This window comes from Pseudomonas sp. KH_046_2 (assembly GCF_057838985.1).
On record NZ_CM174480.1, the window covers coordinates 2,479,579 to 2,494,875 of the forward strand.

Annotated in this window: 12 protein-coding genes; 5 read left to right on the forward strand and 7 right to left on the reverse strand. The window is 61.9% G+C overall.

Annotation, left to right across the window (positions count from 1 at the left end; translation table 11 throughout):
• The first annotated feature begins 71 nt into the window (after nucleotides 1-71).
• The gene (locus AC3IX1_RS11300) at nucleotides 72-2,300 is read left to right on the forward strand and encodes a TonB-dependent hemoglobin/transferrin/lactoferrin family receptor (RefSeq protein WP_489388230.1); all 2,229 of its coding nucleotides are present in this window, start codon (nucleotides 72-74) and stop codon (nucleotides 2,298-2,300) included.
• Between the two features lie 185 nt (nucleotides 2,301-2,485).
• Nucleotides 2,486-4,777: a 5-methyltetrahydropteroyltriglutamate--homocysteine S-methyltransferase gene (metE, locus tag AC3IX1_RS11305; RefSeq protein WP_489388231.1), complete on the forward strand. Its 2,292-nt coding sequence runs from the start codon at nucleotides 2,486-2,488 to the stop codon at nucleotides 4,775-4,777.
• Between the two features lie 146 nt (nucleotides 4,778-4,923).
• Here the strand turns inward: metE and AC3IX1_RS11310 are convergent, their stop codons facing one another.
• The 6 genes from AC3IX1_RS11310 to AC3IX1_RS11335 form a co-directional block, all read right to left on the reverse strand.
• Nucleotides 4,924-5,595: a class I SAM-dependent methyltransferase gene (locus AC3IX1_RS11310; RefSeq protein WP_489388232.1), complete on the reverse strand. Its 672-nt coding sequence runs from the start codon at nucleotides 5,593-5,595 to the stop codon at nucleotides 4,924-4,926.
• Between the two features lie 111 nt (nucleotides 5,596-5,706).
• On the reverse strand, nucleotides 5,707-5,925 hold the full coding sequence (locus AC3IX1_RS11315) for a DUF4287 domain-containing protein (RefSeq protein ID WP_489388233.1): 219 nt from the start codon (nucleotides 5,923-5,925) through the stop codon (nucleotides 5,707-5,709).
• Nucleotides 5,926-6,038: 113 nt separating this feature from the next.
• On the reverse strand, nucleotides 6,039-8,441 hold the full coding sequence (locus tag AC3IX1_RS11320; RefSeq protein WP_489388234.1) for a DUF3772 domain-containing protein: 2,403 nt from the start codon (nucleotides 8,439-8,441) through the stop codon (nucleotides 6,039-6,041).
• Nucleotides 8,442-8,549: 108 nt separating this feature from the next.
• Nucleotides 8,550-9,980 carry a heavy metal sensor histidine kinase gene (locus AC3IX1_RS11325; RefSeq protein WP_489388235.1) on the reverse strand — a complete coding sequence of 477 codons (1,431 nt, stop codon included), beginning with the start codon at nucleotides 9,978-9,980 and terminating at the stop codon, nucleotides 8,550-8,552.
• Between the two features lie 8 nt (nucleotides 9,981-9,988).
• Nucleotides 9,989-10,660, reverse strand: a complete 672-nt coding sequence (locus AC3IX1_RS11330; RefSeq protein WP_150758709.1) for a heavy metal response regulator transcription factor — start codon at nucleotides 10,658-10,660, stop codon at nucleotides 9,989-9,991.
• 84 nt (nucleotides 10,661-10,744) lie between these two features.
• Complete coding sequence (locus AC3IX1_RS11335; RefSeq protein WP_489388236.1) at nucleotides 10,745-11,002, reverse strand: DUF2790 domain-containing protein; 258 nt, start codon at nucleotides 11,000-11,002, stop codon at nucleotides 10,745-10,747.
• A gap of 371 nt (nucleotides 11,003-11,373) precedes the next feature.
• Between AC3IX1_RS11335 and AC3IX1_RS11340 the strand changes: the two genes are divergently transcribed.
• From AC3IX1_RS11340 to AC3IX1_RS11350, 3 genes are read left to right on the forward strand one after another with little or no spacing between them, the layout of a single operon-like run.
• Nucleotides 11,374-12,339, forward strand: coding sequence for a Bug family tripartite tricarboxylate transporter substrate binding protein (locus AC3IX1_RS11340; RefSeq protein ID WP_489388237.1), 966 nt, complete (start codon nucleotides 11,374-11,376; stop codon nucleotides 12,337-12,339).
• A 1-nt stretch (nucleotide 12,340) separates the two neighbouring features.
• Nucleotides 12,341-12,826: a tripartite tricarboxylate transporter TctB family protein gene (locus AC3IX1_RS11345; RefSeq protein WP_489388238.1), complete on the forward strand. Its 486-nt coding sequence runs from the start codon at nucleotides 12,341-12,343 to the stop codon at nucleotides 12,824-12,826.
• Nucleotides 12,827-12,841: 15 nt separating this feature from the next.
• Complete coding sequence (locus AC3IX1_RS11350; RefSeq protein ID WP_489388239.1) at nucleotides 12,842-14,350, forward strand: tripartite tricarboxylate transporter permease; 1,509 nt, start codon at nucleotides 12,842-12,844, stop codon at nucleotides 14,348-14,350.
• A 14-nt stretch (nucleotides 14,351-14,364) separates the two neighbouring features.
• On the opposite strand, the gene AC3IX1_RS11355 is transcribed toward AC3IX1_RS11350, so the two are convergent.
• The gene (locus AC3IX1_RS11355) at nucleotides 14,365-15,252 is read right to left on the reverse strand and encodes a LysR substrate-binding domain-containing protein (RefSeq protein WP_489388240.1); all 888 of its coding nucleotides are present in this window, start codon (nucleotides 15,250-15,252) and stop codon (nucleotides 14,365-14,367) included.
• Nucleotides 15,253-15,297: the final 45 nt, after the last annotated feature.

Here is a 15,297-nt window from a genome sequence, read left to right on the forward strand (position 1 = left end):
TCACCCATGCAGACCCCTTCAGCGCCCTGCATGCACGTGACCGCTGTCAGACTCCCAGGAGTAAAAGTTAGATGCCGATCCGCCCGCCATTCGCCAAGCGTCCCTGGCTCGCCTTGCTGCTGCTCTCGCCTTCGCCGGCTTTTGCCGCCGAACCCGTTACCCAGTTCGATACCGTCAGCGTGACCGCCACCCGCACCGAGCAGACCCTGCTGCAAGTGCCGAGTACCGTGTCGGTGCACAGCGAGCGTGAAATCGACCGGCAGAACGACAAGGACCTCAAGGATGTGGTGCGTTACGAGCCGGGCGTTTCGGTGAGCGGCACCGGCAGCCGCTTCGGCCTGTCCGGGGCGAACATCCGCGGCATCGACGGCAACCGCGTACTGACCCAGGTCGACGGCGTGCGCGTACCGCAAAGCAACTCGTTCAGTCCGTTCCAGGACGTGCGCAGCAACTACGTCGACCTCGACACCATCAAGCAGGTGGAAATCATCCGCGGCCCGGCGTCTTCGCTGTACGGCAGCGACGCCATTGGTGGTGCGGTCAGCTACCTGACCAAGGACGCCGGTGACTACCTCGAAGATGGCGACGACACCTACGCACGCTTTAAGACCGGTTATGACGGCAGCGATGACAGTTGGCAGCGCAGCGCCACGTTCGCCGGGCGTACCGGTGCCGTTGACGGCCTGCTGCACCTGGGCCGTCGCGACGGTCAGTCCACCGACACCGCAGGCAACGTTGGCGGCGCAGGCTCATCTCGCACAGAAGCTAACCCGCTTAACTACACCACCGAAAACGTGCTGGGCAAAATCGGCTGGGATTACGCAGAAGGCGATCGCCTGCAGTTCACTTACGAGCGCTACCAGGACGACGCCAACAGCGATCTGCTGAGCGACATCGTCACCCGCGCCACCGTCATGAGCCCGGCGATTCTCGGCTCCACTTCCAAAGACAGCATCGACCGCACCCGCTACAGCCTGGCGCACACCTTGAGCCTGGACAGCGCGATGGCCGACAAACTGCAATGGCAGTTGAACTACCAGGAAAGCAGCAACGACCAGGATACCTTCCAGCAACGTCAGACCGCCTCGCGGGTCAACCGCGTGCGCACTCGCCAGTCGACTTACGACGAGCGCCTGTGGAGCCTGAACACCCAGCTCGACAAGGAATTCGCCATTGCGGACACCCGGCACCATCTGATCTACGGTGCCGAGGTCAAGCGCATCGAGTCGAGCAACAAGCGTACGGGCAAGGAAGTGCGCCTGGACACCGGTGCCACCGTGCCGGCCTCGGAGAACTTCCCGGTCAGCGACTTCCCGGATCCGACCAGCGAATCCCTGGGCCTGTTCGTCCAGGACAACATCGAGATCGGCCGCTGGACCCTGTTGCCGGGCGTGCGCTACGACTACTACCGTCAGACCCCGCATGTTACTCAGGAGTACCTCAATGGCCTGCCATTGGAAACCGATCCGTCGCGCATTTCCGACGATCACATTTCGCCAAAATTTGCCGTGACCTATCAGCTGACCGAACACGAAAGCGTCTACGGCCAGTACGCCGCCGGTTTCCGTGCACCTAACCCGGCCAACATGTACGGGGAGTTCAGCAACCCGCAGGTCGGCTACAAGCAAATCGGCAACCCGAACCTCAAGCCGGAAACCAGCAACAGCTTCGAGACCGGCCTGCGGGGGCGCTACGACCTGGGCAGCTTTGGTATTGCGCTGTTCTACAACAAGTACAAGGACTTCATCGACACTGTTAGTTTTGTTGATCCGACCAGCGACATCCCGCTGACCTTCCAGTCGCGCAACCTGAGCAAGGTCACCATTCGTGGTGCCGAAGCCAAGGGTGACATCAAGCTGGATGCCTTCATGCCAGCGGGTACCCGTGCCCTGGGCTCGATTGCCTATGCACGCGGCAAGGATGAAGAAACCGGCGAGGCGCTCAACAGTGTCGACCCGCTCAAGGCGGTCATGGGCCTGGCCTACGATGCACCGAGCGGCGTGTACGGCGGCCAGGTCATGTGGACCGTGGTTCAGTCCAAGGACCGCGTCGACCACAGCGGCGATGCCGAACTGGGGATCACCCGTCAGTTCGAAACCCCGGGCTACGGCACCCTCGACCTGACGGCCTGGTGGCAGGTGACCCAGGAAGTCTCGATCAACGGCGGCCTGTTCAACGTGACCGACAAGAAATACTGGAACTGGGGTGATGTGCAGGGACGCGACGAGAACGCGGCAGGTCTTGATCGTCTGACTCAGCCAGGGCGTTATGCGGCGGTCAACCTGATCTGGGAAATCTGATGGGCGTGAGTTGATCCCAGCAGGCGCAGCCAGCGTCGGAACGCCATCGTTCCGACGCATTCGATGGAAAAGCTTACGTCCATTTCCATGAATTAAACTCGTGATCATCACGATTAAAATGAGTTTGTCTCACTAAGCCTCAATTACCGACAATGGCTCCATTAACCACATGGAGTTTTATTGTCATGGCCTTGGCCCATTCCCTTGGATTTCCGCGCATTGGTCGCGACCGCGAATTGAAAAAGGCTCAAGAGGCGTTCTGGAAGGGCGAGCTCGACGAAGCCGGTCTGCGCGCCGTGGGCCGCGACCTGCGCAAGACCCACTGGGATTTGCAGAAAAAGGCCGGCATCGAGCTGCTGCCGGTCGGTGACTTCGCCTGGTATGACCAGGTCCTGACCCACTCGTTGATGTTCGGTGTGATCCCTGAGCGTTTCCGCCCGCACGACGGCAAGGCCAGCCTGCAAACCCTGTTCGGCATGGCTCGCGGTGTCAGCGACAGCTGCGGCGGCGGCGGCGCGCATGCCCAGGAAATGACCAAGTGGTTCGACACCAACTATCACTACCTCGTGCCTGAATTCAGCGCCGACCAGCAGTTCCAGCTCGGTTGGGATCAGTTGTTCGAAGAAGTCGAAGAAGCCCGCGCACTGGGACACAACGTCAAGCCGGTGATCATCGGCCCGTTGACTTATCTGTGGCTGGGCAAGGCCAAGGGCGCCGGGTTCGACAAGCTCGAACTGCTCGATCGCCTGTTGCCGCTGTACGGTCAGATTTTCCAGCGCCTGGCAGCACAGGGCGTCGAGTGGGTACAAATCGACGAGCCGATCCTGGTCCTCGACCTGCCACAGGACTGGAAAAACGCCTTTGAGCGTGCCTACAACCTGATTCAGCGTGACCCGCTGAAAAAGCTTGTCGCCACTTACTTTGGTGGTCTGGAAGAAAACCTGGGTCTGGCCGCCAACCTGCCGGTGGATGGCCTGCACATCGATCTGGTACGCGCACCTGAGCAGTACCCGACCATTCTCGATCGCCTGCCAGCCTATAAAGTGCTGTCGCTGGGTCTGGTCAACGGGCGTAATGTCTGGCGCTGCGATATGGAAAACGCCCTGGCATTGTTGCAACACGCTCACGAGCGTCTGGGGGATCGCCTGTGGGTCGCGCCATCCTGCTCGCTGCTGCACAGTCCGGTCGACCTGGGGCGTGAAGACCAGCTCGATGCCGAACTGAAAAGCTGGCTGGCGTTTGCCGTGCAGAAGTGTGAAGAAGTCGCGGTGCTGGCCCAGGCGGTCAACGAGCCGGAGGCGCCAAAGGTGCTTGAAGCGCTGACTCAAAGCCGGGCCGTGCAGGCTAGCCGTGCTGCGTCGCCACGCATTCACAAGCCAGCCGTGCAGGCGCGGGTTGCCGCCATCACCGCCAGGGACAGCCAGCGTCACTCGCCGTTTGCCCAGCGCATCGCCAAACAGCGCGCCGGTCTGAACCTGCCGCTGTTCCCGACCACTACCATCGGTTCGTTCCCGCAAACTGCGTCGATTCGCCTGGCCAGGCAGTCGTTCAAGCAAGGCAAGCTGACCGAGGCCGAATACACCGAAGCGATGCACAGCGAGATCCGTCACGCCGTGCAAGTCCAGGAAAGCCTGGGCCTGGACGTGCTGGTGCACGGTGAAGCCGAACGTAACGACATGGTCGAATACTTCGCCGAGCAACTCGACGGCTACGTGTTCACCCGTTTCGGTTGGGTCCAGAGCTACGGTTCGCGCTGCGTAAAACCAGCGGTGATCTTCGGCGACCTGAGCCGTCCGAAAGCCATGACCGTGGAGTGGATCCGCTACGCTCAAGGCCTCACCGATAAAGTGATGAAGGGCATGCTGACCGGTCCCGTGACCATGCTGATGTGGTCGTTCCCGCGCGAAGACGTGACCCGCGAAGTGCAGGCCCGTCAATTGGCGCTGGCGATTCGCGACGAAGTGGTGGACCTGGAAGCCGCCGGGATCAGGATCGTGCAGATCGACGAGGCCGCCTTCCGCGAGGGCCTGCCATTGCGCCGGGCGCAGTGGCAGCACTACCTGGACTGGGCGACCGAAGTGTTCCGCCTGTGCGCCTGCGGTGTGCGTGACGAAACCCAGATCCACACCCACATGTGCTACAGCGAATTCAATGATGTGATCGAGTCCATCGCCGCCATGGATGCCGACGTGATCACCATCGAAACCTCGCGCTCGGACATGGAACTGCTGGACGCGTTCGAAGCCTTCGCCTACCCCAACGAAATCGGCCCGGGGGTGTATGACATCCACTCGCCACGGGTGCCGGATTCCTCGGAAATGGCCAACCTGTTGCGCAAAGCGGCCAAGCGCATTCCCGCCGACCGCCTGTGGGTCAACCCGGACTGCGGCCTGAAGACCCGCGGCTGGCCGGAAACCGAAGCGGCGTTGGTGCACATGGTCAATGCGGCGCGTCAGCTGCGCAAAGAACTGGCCTGACTTCTTACTGACATGCTCCTTGTGGGAGCGAGCCTGCTCGCGAAAGCGTTGTGTCAGTCAACGAACATGCTGAGTGTGCCGGCCTCTTCGCGAGCAGGCTCGCTCCCACAGGATTGCATGGCAGCCAGCACCGGTGTGAAAACCACTCAGCGTCGTGGCTCGGCCACCAGCAGCAATGACTGTGGCACGGGGCTTTGCGGGTGCTGTGGCTCCTGCAGGCCGGCCAGCGCAAAACCGGCCATGTCCAATGCATTCAGCCAACTGGACAAGGTGCGGAAATACCACGGCATGGGCTGCCACTGGCCCTTGAAACCGGAGAAGGTTTCTTCTCGCCAGCCATCCTGATAGTCGCCCGCCGCAGCTGCCCACGGGTGCAGCGTCTGGATCACCAGCGCGCCACCTGGAGCGAGCAGGGTGTTCATCGCGGCGAGCAGGGGGATGATGTCCTGGTGCAGCAGGGCGAAGTTGGCGCAGATCAGGTCGTAGTCGCGGCCGATGTCGATTTTCGCTTCTGCCAGTTGTTCATAGCTCGCCAAATGCACCGGTGCAGCGCCCGCCGCCTGCGCCGCCTCCACCAGTGTCCCATCGCCATCCACGCCGACCGCCTCTAAACCCCGGTCCGCCAGCGCCCGCAACAACCAGCCTTCGCCGCAACCCAGGTCGAGCACACGCTCGGGCTGGCGACCCAGCACCGCCAGCAGGATGGCCTGGTCGGTTACCTTTTGGCGGCTTTCGATGGTGCCGCCGCGGATGGCGTCGATCCAGGCCTGGGCGTTGTGGTGCCAACTGTCGAGGAGGGTGGATTCGGGGGCTGACATGGTCGATGTCCGGCGTGATGGGTTGGACGAAAGGATAGGGCAACTGAAGATTTACGGTGGAGCCGGTTTTACCCGGCACCACCGATAGCGCAGAGAAGGATGTACCCGTGGCTAGGCGCTTTTGGTCGCTGCCAGATGATAGGCAACCAGCGCATTGGCGTGACCATGACCCATTCCGTGTTCGGTTTTGAGCCAGGCCACCATTTCCATGTGTTTCTTGTCGCTGACGGTCTTGAGCAGGTCCAGCCAATGGCTGATGGGCTGCCCGTACTTTTTTTCAATGGACGGGAAGTACGAAGCCGGTCCTTTGGTTTTTGTCTCTTCGGTCACGATGCAAACTCCCTTTTCGCTTTAGTGGGTTTGAAAGCAGCGCCGGTTACGTTACTTACTTGCCGTCAGTGAGTCCATCATGATCCAGCGACCACCTGCCGTGTGATCGAGCATCACGCGGCGGGCGGTTTCGCCAGTTCAATCCCGGCGGCCCCCAGCCGCTTGAGAATTTCAAACAGCAGCTCGCTTTTGATCGCGCCGACCGTGCGTGGGCTGCCGACATATCCGGTGATGGTCAATGTGATGCCTTCGGGTTTCAGCTGACTGAAGCGCAAAAACGGCGCCGGTTTATCCAGAATGGATTCATGCTCGGTGTAGGTGTTCATCAGCAGGTTTTGCACCAGCTCCGGATCGATATCCAGCGGGAACATCAGTTCGAGTATCACCACGCCCTGGGCGCTGCCGCCGAGGGTGACGTTGCGCAGGTTCTGGGAAATCAGGTGGGAGTTGGGCACGATCATGATCGAGCGGTCGGCCAGTTGTATTTCCGTGGCCCGCACGTTGATCCGTCGTATATCGCCTTCGACGCCGCTGATGCTGATCAGGTCGCCGACCTTCACCGGACGCTCGGTGAGCAGGATCAGGCCGGAGATGAAATTCTTCACGATCTCCTGAAGACCAAAGCCGATACCCACTGACAGGGCACTGACGATCCACGCCAGGTTGGTCCACTTGATCCCCAGCGACGCCAGTGTGAGCAGGACGACGGACACGTAGCCGATGTTGGCAAACAGGGTGCTGAGCGAGGCGCACATGCCCGGGGCCATCTCGGTTTTGGGCAGGAACTCGTTGTCCAGCCAGCGGCGCAGCGTGCGTATCAGATAGACACCGATCATCAGTGTCAGGAGAGCATGCATCAAATTGTCCGGGACGATGTTCAGCTTGCGCAGCCCTTCACCTCCGAGAATGGCCACGGTGCCGGTGACCAGTTGCCCGAGCGTCGTCCCCACGCCGCCGACAAACAGGGCAATGACGCCGATCAGCATCAGGATGGCGCGGCCAGCCCCGGACATGACGGTGCAGATCTGCTCCAGGCGTGGATTGCCGATGCCCAACAGCTGCTTGATCGCCTTGCCGGCGGGTTGCCTGGGTGAAAAAACGTAGTCGCAGGTGTCCTGGTAGACCTGTGTCAGCAGGTAGAAACCGGCGCAGATGATGAATATCCAGACCATTTCATAGGTGATGAACCGGGCCATCGTCACGTAGCCGATCAACAGGGCGAACAGGGACACCACCACGGCAACGCCGGTGAAGGTGTAAATCAGACCGGCGAAGGTGGTGACGCCTTCGGGGGCTTCGCCGGCAACGATCAGGTCTCTGCGCGTCTTGCTGACGCGCAACAGCAGCGTGCCGATCACCAGCGCAACGACCAACGCCACGATCCCCCGACCGAACAACACCACTTCGGCGCTCATGCCGGTGACATTGCTCATCTGTACCAGGGTTACCAGCACCAGCAACAGGCTGGCCAGCAACCGCGGATAGGGCTCCATCGCCAGCGCCACCCGATCGGCAATATCGGGCAGGCGCCATGAAGGATGCTTGGTCGACAGCAGCGCGCGGCTCAACCCGGTGATCAGAACGCAGGTATAGGCCAGCTTTTCCAGATATTGCGCCAGGTCGTCCAGCAGGGGGGTGTAGGGCAGTTGCCGGGTCCCGGCAAAATGCAGCAATTGCAGGGCGATGCCGGCGGTCAGCAGCGTCGCCATCACCGATGCCAGCGCAAGGTAGCTGCGTCGCAGCCGGCCTGCCGGCATTCGATGAAAGCACAGCCACGCCAGGACCCGTCCGGCGAGGTTTCGCCCCACGGTCCAGATGGCCAGGGCCAGCAACAGCAGGGCGGCCGTGATTCCGCGTTGTCCGGGTTGCCAGGCCGCCCGGTGCGTGGCCTCGAGTTGCTCGATGAGGGCGCTGAAACGTTGGCGGTCCTCGATCGGAAGATCGAACAATGGCGACCAGAAGCTCGGGCTCAGGATGCTGCTGGTCTGCTGGGTCACTTCCGCTTCCAGCAGGCTGCGCCGAATGCTGCCAATCTGGGTGATCAGTTCGGCGGCACTTATTTTCAGCGCGGCCAGGGTTTTGAGTTGGCTGTCGATCTTGTCTTTTTGCTCGCCGAGGGCATCTCGTTGGGAGGTAATGGCAGTCGTCACCTGTGCGTTCTCGTCAAGCGGCACTGGCCCCAGCACTTTCAGTTGCGCCTGCAATTGCGCCTGTCCAGGCAGCAGCGATGTGGACAGGCGTTCAATCTCCTGAATCAGTACTTGCACCTGGTCCTGTGAGCTTTCCAGCTGAGTGTAATTAGTGGCCTGGGAAACCTGCTGCTTGAGGCTGTTTAGCTGGTTTTGCACCTCCAGCAATTCGCCGTCGGAGATGCTGATGATCGGGGCTGCGGGAGCGGGAGCGGGGGCAAGAGCAGGAGCCGGGGCGTCGACCATGTCCCCCGCCAACAGCCATCCCGGGCTTGCCGCCAGAACCGCGAAGGCGACGTGAATCATTGACTTCAAGACATTGCGCATCGGCGAGCTCGACGGGTTGTTAGTCACTTAGCCAATGAGGTTAGGTCAAGACACGCACCCTAGAGCATTGTTTTGTCGCAAGTGCCCCGGCTGGTTTTCGCCCGGGCGCTACTCATGCTGTTGCCGCGCCGGGAAAAACAGTTCGAAGCAGGTGATGCCGTCGCTACTGCTGACGTGGCAGGCACCGTTGTGCAACTGCATGATCGTCGCCACGATCGACAGGCCCAGGCCATTGGATTGGGCCGAGCGTTCGCGGGACTCGTCGACCCGGTAGAAGCGTTCGAACAGCCGTGGCAGATGCCGGGCCGGGATGGTCGGGCCGTGGTTGCGCACTTGCACCTGGATGCCGTTGGCGGTCGGGGTGGCGTGGATCAGCAGCTCGGAATGCGGGGCGCCGTACTTGATCGCGTTGGCGCAGAGGTTGGCCAATGCACGACGCAGCAACATGGGCTCGGCCCAGATCAAGCCGCTGCCCCGGGCATCGATGCAGATGCCAACGTCGGTCGCCGGGCCTTCGAAATAATCGGCCATGCGTTGCATTTCGTCGGCGGCATCCAGCTCCTGACGCTGGCGCAAGGCACTGCGCGGATCGGTGCGGGCCAGGAACAGCATGTTGTCGAGCATGCGCGCCAGGCGTTCCAGCTCTTCGACATTCGAAGCCAACAGCTGTTGATAGGCGTCGGTGCTGCGGTTCTGCTGCAGGGCCACCTGGGTTTCCCCCAGCAGGTTGTTGATCGGCGTGCGCAGTTCGTGGGCCATGTCGGTCGACACCTGGCCCAGCTGGATGAAGCCTTTGTCCAGGCGGTCGAGCATGGCGTTGAAGGCGTCGATCATGGGCAACAGTTCCAGCGGCGCGCCCTGGCTGTCGAGGCGTTCGTTGAGGTTGCCGACGTCGATGCTCTGGGTGTGGCGGGCCAGGCGCCGCACGGGCAACAAGCCGCGATGCACCAGCACATAACCGGACAGCGCCAGTAGAATCGCCGCGACGCTGGCGAACAGGTACACATTGAGCCGGTAGTCGGCGAGCACGGCGGTGCGCTCGGTCATCAGGCGCCCGGTCACCACTTGCAGGCTGCCCAGGTCACCGGAATCGATGGTCGCCGCCAGGGCGGAAAACGGCACGCCGTTGACGTTGGGCAAATGCTGCACGTCGTTCAAGGTCAGCCGATGATCCATGGCCACCGGGGTCAGCACCGGCATTGTCAGGTTGCCCGGGTTGACCACCAGCAACGGCGGCTGGCCAGGGGTGCCGATGGTCAGCAGGGCCTCGCGGTTGCCCATCATGTTCTGGAACAGCGCCGGCTTGGCCTTGATCAGGTCCAGGGTGTTGCTGTCGTTGAGGAAGGTGCGCAACTGGTCGATGCGGGTGATCAGGGCAATGTCGTCGCGATGGATCAGCTCGCGCTCCAGGTCGCGGTACAGCGCCACGCCCAGCAGCGCCAGCGAGACAAACGCCAGCAGGGCAAACACCAGCGCCAGGCGCAGGGTCAGGGAGTGGCTGAGGCGGGAGGCGGATTGCAGCGGCGTCATCACATTCATGGGGGCGTTCAGGGTTGGGTGTCGAAGCGGTAGCCGATGCCGCGCACGCTGTGGATCAACTTGAGCGGGAACGGATCATCGATTTTCAGGCGCAGGCGGCGTACCGCGACATCGACGACATTGGTGTCGCTGTCGAAATTCATGTCCCAGACCCGCGAGGCGATCATCGAGCGTGACAGCACCTCGCCCTGATGCGTGGCGAACAGGTGCAGCAGGGCGAACTCCTTGTTGGTCAGGGTGATGCGGTTGCCGGCGCGGCTGACGCGACGCTTGAGCACGTCTATCTGCAGGTCGTCGACGTGCAGGTGTTCTTCTTCCCGGGTAGGGCCGCGGCGGGTCAGGGTGCGCAGGCGTGCCACCAGTTCGGCGAAGGAAAACGGCTTGATCAGGTAATCATCGGCGCCCAGTTCGAGGCCTTTGATGCGGTCGGCGATGTCATCCCGGGCGGTGAGGAACAGCACCGGTGTGTCGGCTTCCTTGCGCAAGCGGCGCAGGACTTCCCAGCCATCCATCTTCGGCATCATGACGTCCAGCACGATCACGTCGAAATCGTGTTCCAGGGCCAGGTGCAGGCCATCGACTCCGTCCCGCGCCAGGTTCACGGTGTATCCGAGTTCCTGCAGGCCGTTGAGCAGGTAATTGCCGGCCTTGGGTTCGTCTTCGACAACGAGGATGTTCATGGAAACCTGCCTGATCCGGTCGGGCTACAGGGGCGAGCCAATGGCGAAAGTGTAGCCCGGTCGGCGCTGAATACAGGCATCCGCTCAGTTCTCACCAAGGCAACCTATGCCCTGGACCTGATAGTCCAGTTGGTGCTCGCGACCCTGGTGGTCGAGGTAGTTGAACTGCGCCGGAACGATGCCGCACTGGCCGTTGAGGTCGGTCATCGACAGCACTTTGGCCACGTCCATGTGCACATAAAAACCGGTTTTGTCGTGGATGACCGGCGAGGAGGGCTGGGTGGCGGCAAACGCCGAACCGGTGGCGAGCAGGGCGGCAAAACCCGCGATCAACATTTTCATGACGAATCTCTCTCTACAAGGGCAGGGTGGCTGCCGGTGGTTGGCCTGACAGTGAGTTCAGGCTAACGAAGTGATCCGGACAGCCGACCAACAGCTTGATGACAAAGTTGTAATGAAACGCTGGTTGGAACACCGCAAACCCTGTAGGAGCGAGCCTGCTCGCGATGGTCGCTAACGATTACGCGTGTTACCTGAATAAACGCGGTGCATTTACGTCCATCGCGAGCAGGCTCGCTCCTACAGGGTGTTGCAGCGCTTTAAAACAGATCAACCCACGGATCCATGGCCTAAGCTTGTTTGCAGACCCCTGTTCATCGCGCACCTCGATGGGCAAGCGGCACCCATAAAAACAATGCAATCAGGAGATGCCCATGTCCGCTTTGATCCGTCGTTTCAGTCGCTGCATGGCCGCCGGTTTGACCGCTGCCGTGCTGGTCGCACCAGCCTTCGCGCTGGATACCGTGAAATTCATGGCCCCCGGTTCCGTGGGCGGTGGTTACGACCAGACCGCCCGGGTGCTGGGCAAGGCCATGGTCGAGGCCAATACGGCCAAGTCCGTGACCTTCGAGAACAAGGGCGGGGCGGGCGGGACCCTGGGGCTGGCGCAATTTGCCAACAGCACCAAGGGTGACCCGAACGCATTGCTGGTGGTCGGCGCGATCATGGTCGCGGGCATCGAACAGAACAAACCGCAGATCAGCCTGAAGGATGTGACACCGATTGCCCGGCTGTTCACCGAATACAACGTGATCGCCGTGCGCAAGGAGTCTGAATTCAAGACCCTCGATGACCTGATCAAGGCCTTCAAGGCCAAGCCAACGAGCATCACCTGGGGCGGCGGCTCCAAGGGCTCGGTGGATCACATCGGCATCGCCGAGCTGGCGGGCAAGCTGGACGTGCCGGTCAACAAGGTCAACTACGTGGCCTTTGGTGGCGGTGGCGAGGTGGTCGCCCAGGCGCTGGGCGGCCAGCTCAAGGTGATCACCGGCGGTTACGCCGAGCTGGGCCAATACATCAAGACCGGTCAGTTCCGGGTCCTGGCCATCGGCGCGCCGGAGCGCGTTCCCGGCATTGATGCGCCGACCCTCAAGGAGAGCGGCTATGACTTGACGATCGGCAACTGGCGCGGCGTTTATGGTGCGTCGGGCCTCACCCCGCAGCAACGTAAAGAGGTGATCGACGCGGTCGTGGCCGCCACCAACAGCAAGGTCTGGCAGGACAATATCCAGGCCAATGCCTGGACGCCCAGCGTGCTGACCGGCGATGACTTCGGCAAATTCGTCGAGGAAGAACACGTGCGGTTGCGCGCCATGCTGGTCAAGGTCGGGCTGCTTTGAGATGGCCACACAGCGCGCAGTGGTGCCGACGCAATTGGCGGTCGGCATCGGCCTGATCGCCATCAGCGTCGTGCTGGCGATTGGCGCCTACCGGTTTCCGCCCGAAATGGGTTTCGTCATCCTGCCAGCCTACGTTTATCCCTATGTTGTGGCAGCGTTTCTCGGCGCTGTGGGCCTGTTGCTGAGTTATCAGGCGCTCAGCGGCGGTTTTCGCGAACTGGGTAACGACGATACGGGCACGGTGCCCGGTGGAAAAACCGGTGCAGCCTGGGTCACCGCGGGCCTGATCGGTGTTGCCGTGTTGATCAATCTCGTCGGTTTCGTGCTCGCGGCTGGTTTGCTGTTTGTCTGTTCGGCGCGGGGTTTCGGCAGCCGTCATCCCGTGCGGGACCTGGCCATCGGCATAGCCTTGACCCTGCCGATCTACTGGCTGTTCAACGCCGGGCTGGGGGTTTCCCTGCCGTCGCTGATCAACATTTGGCTTTGAAAGGAGATCGACACTGTGGACATTCTTTCAAGCCTGGCGATGGGGTTTTCCTCGGCGCTGACGCCGATCAATCTGATGTGGGGGTTCATCGGCTGCCTGCTCGGCACCGCCATCGGCGTGCTGCCGGGGATCGGTCCGGCGCTGACGGTGGCCCTGCTGTTGCCGATCACCGCCAAGGTCGACCCCACTGGCGCGCTGATCATGTTCGCCGGTATCTATTACGGCGCGCAGTTCGGCGGCTCCACCACTTCGATCCTGCTCAACACGCCCGGTGAGTCGTCCTCCATGGTCACGGCCCTGGAAGGCAACCTGATGGCGCGCAACGGCCGGGCGGGACCTGCGCTGGCGACGGCGGCGATAGGTTCGTTCGTCGCCGGCACCTTCGCCACGATTTTGCTGACGCTGTTTGCGCCCATCGTGGCCAGGCTGGCCCTGAATTTCGGCCCCACCGAATACTTCGCGATCCTGGTGCTGTCGTTCACCACCGTGTCGGCGGTGCTCGGCGCTTCGATGCTGCGCGGGTTTGCCTCGCTGGGCGTTGGGCTGACGATCGGTTTGATCGGCCTGGACTCGACCTCGGGCATTGCCCGCTACACCCTCGGCGTGCCGGAACTGGTGGACGGTATCGAGGTGGTACTGGTGGCGGTCGGTTTGTTCGCGGTGGGCGAGGCCTTGTATAGCCTGCTCTATCAAAAGGAATCAAACGAAGGACGGCATCGCCTGACCTCGTTGTGGATGACCCGCGCCGACTGGAAACGCTCGGTACCCGCGTGGCTTCGGGGCACGCTGATCGGTTTTCCGTTTGGTTCGATTCCGGCCGGTGGCGCCGAGATTCCGACCTTTCTGTCCTATTCCACCGAACGCAAACTCAGCAAGTACCCCAAGGAGTTTTCCGCCAACAAGGGCGAGGGCGCCATCGAAGGCGTGGCCGGCCCGGAAGCGGCCAACAATGCCAGCGCGACCGGGTCTTTGGTGCCGTTGCTGACCCTGGGCATTCCGACGTCCGCCACGGCGGCGATCCTGTTGGCGGCGTTCCAGAACTACAACCTGCAACCGGGACCGATGCTGTTCGAAACCTCTGCGGAGCTTGTCTGGACGCTGGTGGCCTCGCTGTACATCGGCAATGCGATCCTGCTGGTGTTGAACCTGCCGCTGGTGGGGCTGTGGGTCAAACTGCTGCAAATCCCCCGGCCGTACCTGAACGCCGGCATCCTGGTCTTCGCCACCATCGGCGTGTATGGCATGCGCCATTCATCCTTCGACCTGATCCTGATGTTGGCCATTGGCTGGGGTGGGGTGCTGATGCGGCGGTTCGACTTCCCCGTCGCCCCGGTGATTGTCGGCATGCTGCTGGGGCCGATGGCGGAGAAACAACTGCGCAACGCCTTGTCCATCAGCGAGGGCGACTGGACGGTGTTCCTCACGCAACCGATCTCGGCGTTCTTCCTCGCCCTGACGCTGCTGGTGCTGGTGGTGCCCCATGTGTTGCATAAACGCGGCATCAAGTTGCATGAGGATGATTGAGCAATCCCACAGGGTCAGGCAGTGGTTTGCGCGGTGAACCATTGCATGACCGGTGCGCAGGCCGGATGCGCCGCCGCCGAAGGTTGCAGGCACAGCGAGTAAATCCCCCGGGTCTTCAACGGCTCACCAAACGGAATCACCAGTTCTCCCCGTTGAATCGACTCTCCCGCCAGGGTCATGTCGGTCATCGCCACGCCCAAGCCCCGGGCGGCGGCATCGAGCGCCAGTTCGTCGAGGTTGAAGGGGATGTGTCGATAGTCATGCAGCGTCTTGCCGCCATGGGCTGACAGCCAGACCTGCCAGTCATGTTGATCGGAGGAGCGGTGCAGCAAGGCGAACCCCGACAGATCTTCCAGCGAAGCCAATGGCCGATCGGTAGTACTCAGCCCTGGCGCACACACGGGCACCAACGCTTCTTCGAACAGGGTCAGGCAATCGGGTGCTGTGGACGGCTCGGGCAAATAGAGAATGTAGGCGTCGCTGTCACTGGCCGGCTCCACGACTTCGGTGGCCACGGTTTCAATTGCCAGGGATACGTCCGGGTGATGCCGGTAGAACTCGCTCAACCTGGGCAGCAGCCAGCGCACCGCCAGTGACACGTGCATGCGAATGCGGAACGGGCGTTTTTGCGGCGCGAGCCGGTCTTCGAGGCTGCGCAGCTGTTCGAGGATGCTGCGGGCGCTGGCCAGGACCTGTTCGCCCTCGGCGGTCAGTTGAAGGCTGCGGCTGCTCCTGACAAACAGCGCCACGCCAAAGTGGCTTTCCAGTTGCTGGATCTGTCGACTCACGGCGCTTTGGGTCAGGCACAGCTTTTGCGCCGCCTGGGTGAAGCTGCCCGACCCGGCAACCTCGACCAGGGCCTGCAAGCCCTGCAGCGAGGGCATGTGGCGAATCTTGTCCATGCGTTTTCAGAATGCCTCGATGATTTAATAACGTTGGTTGCCCGC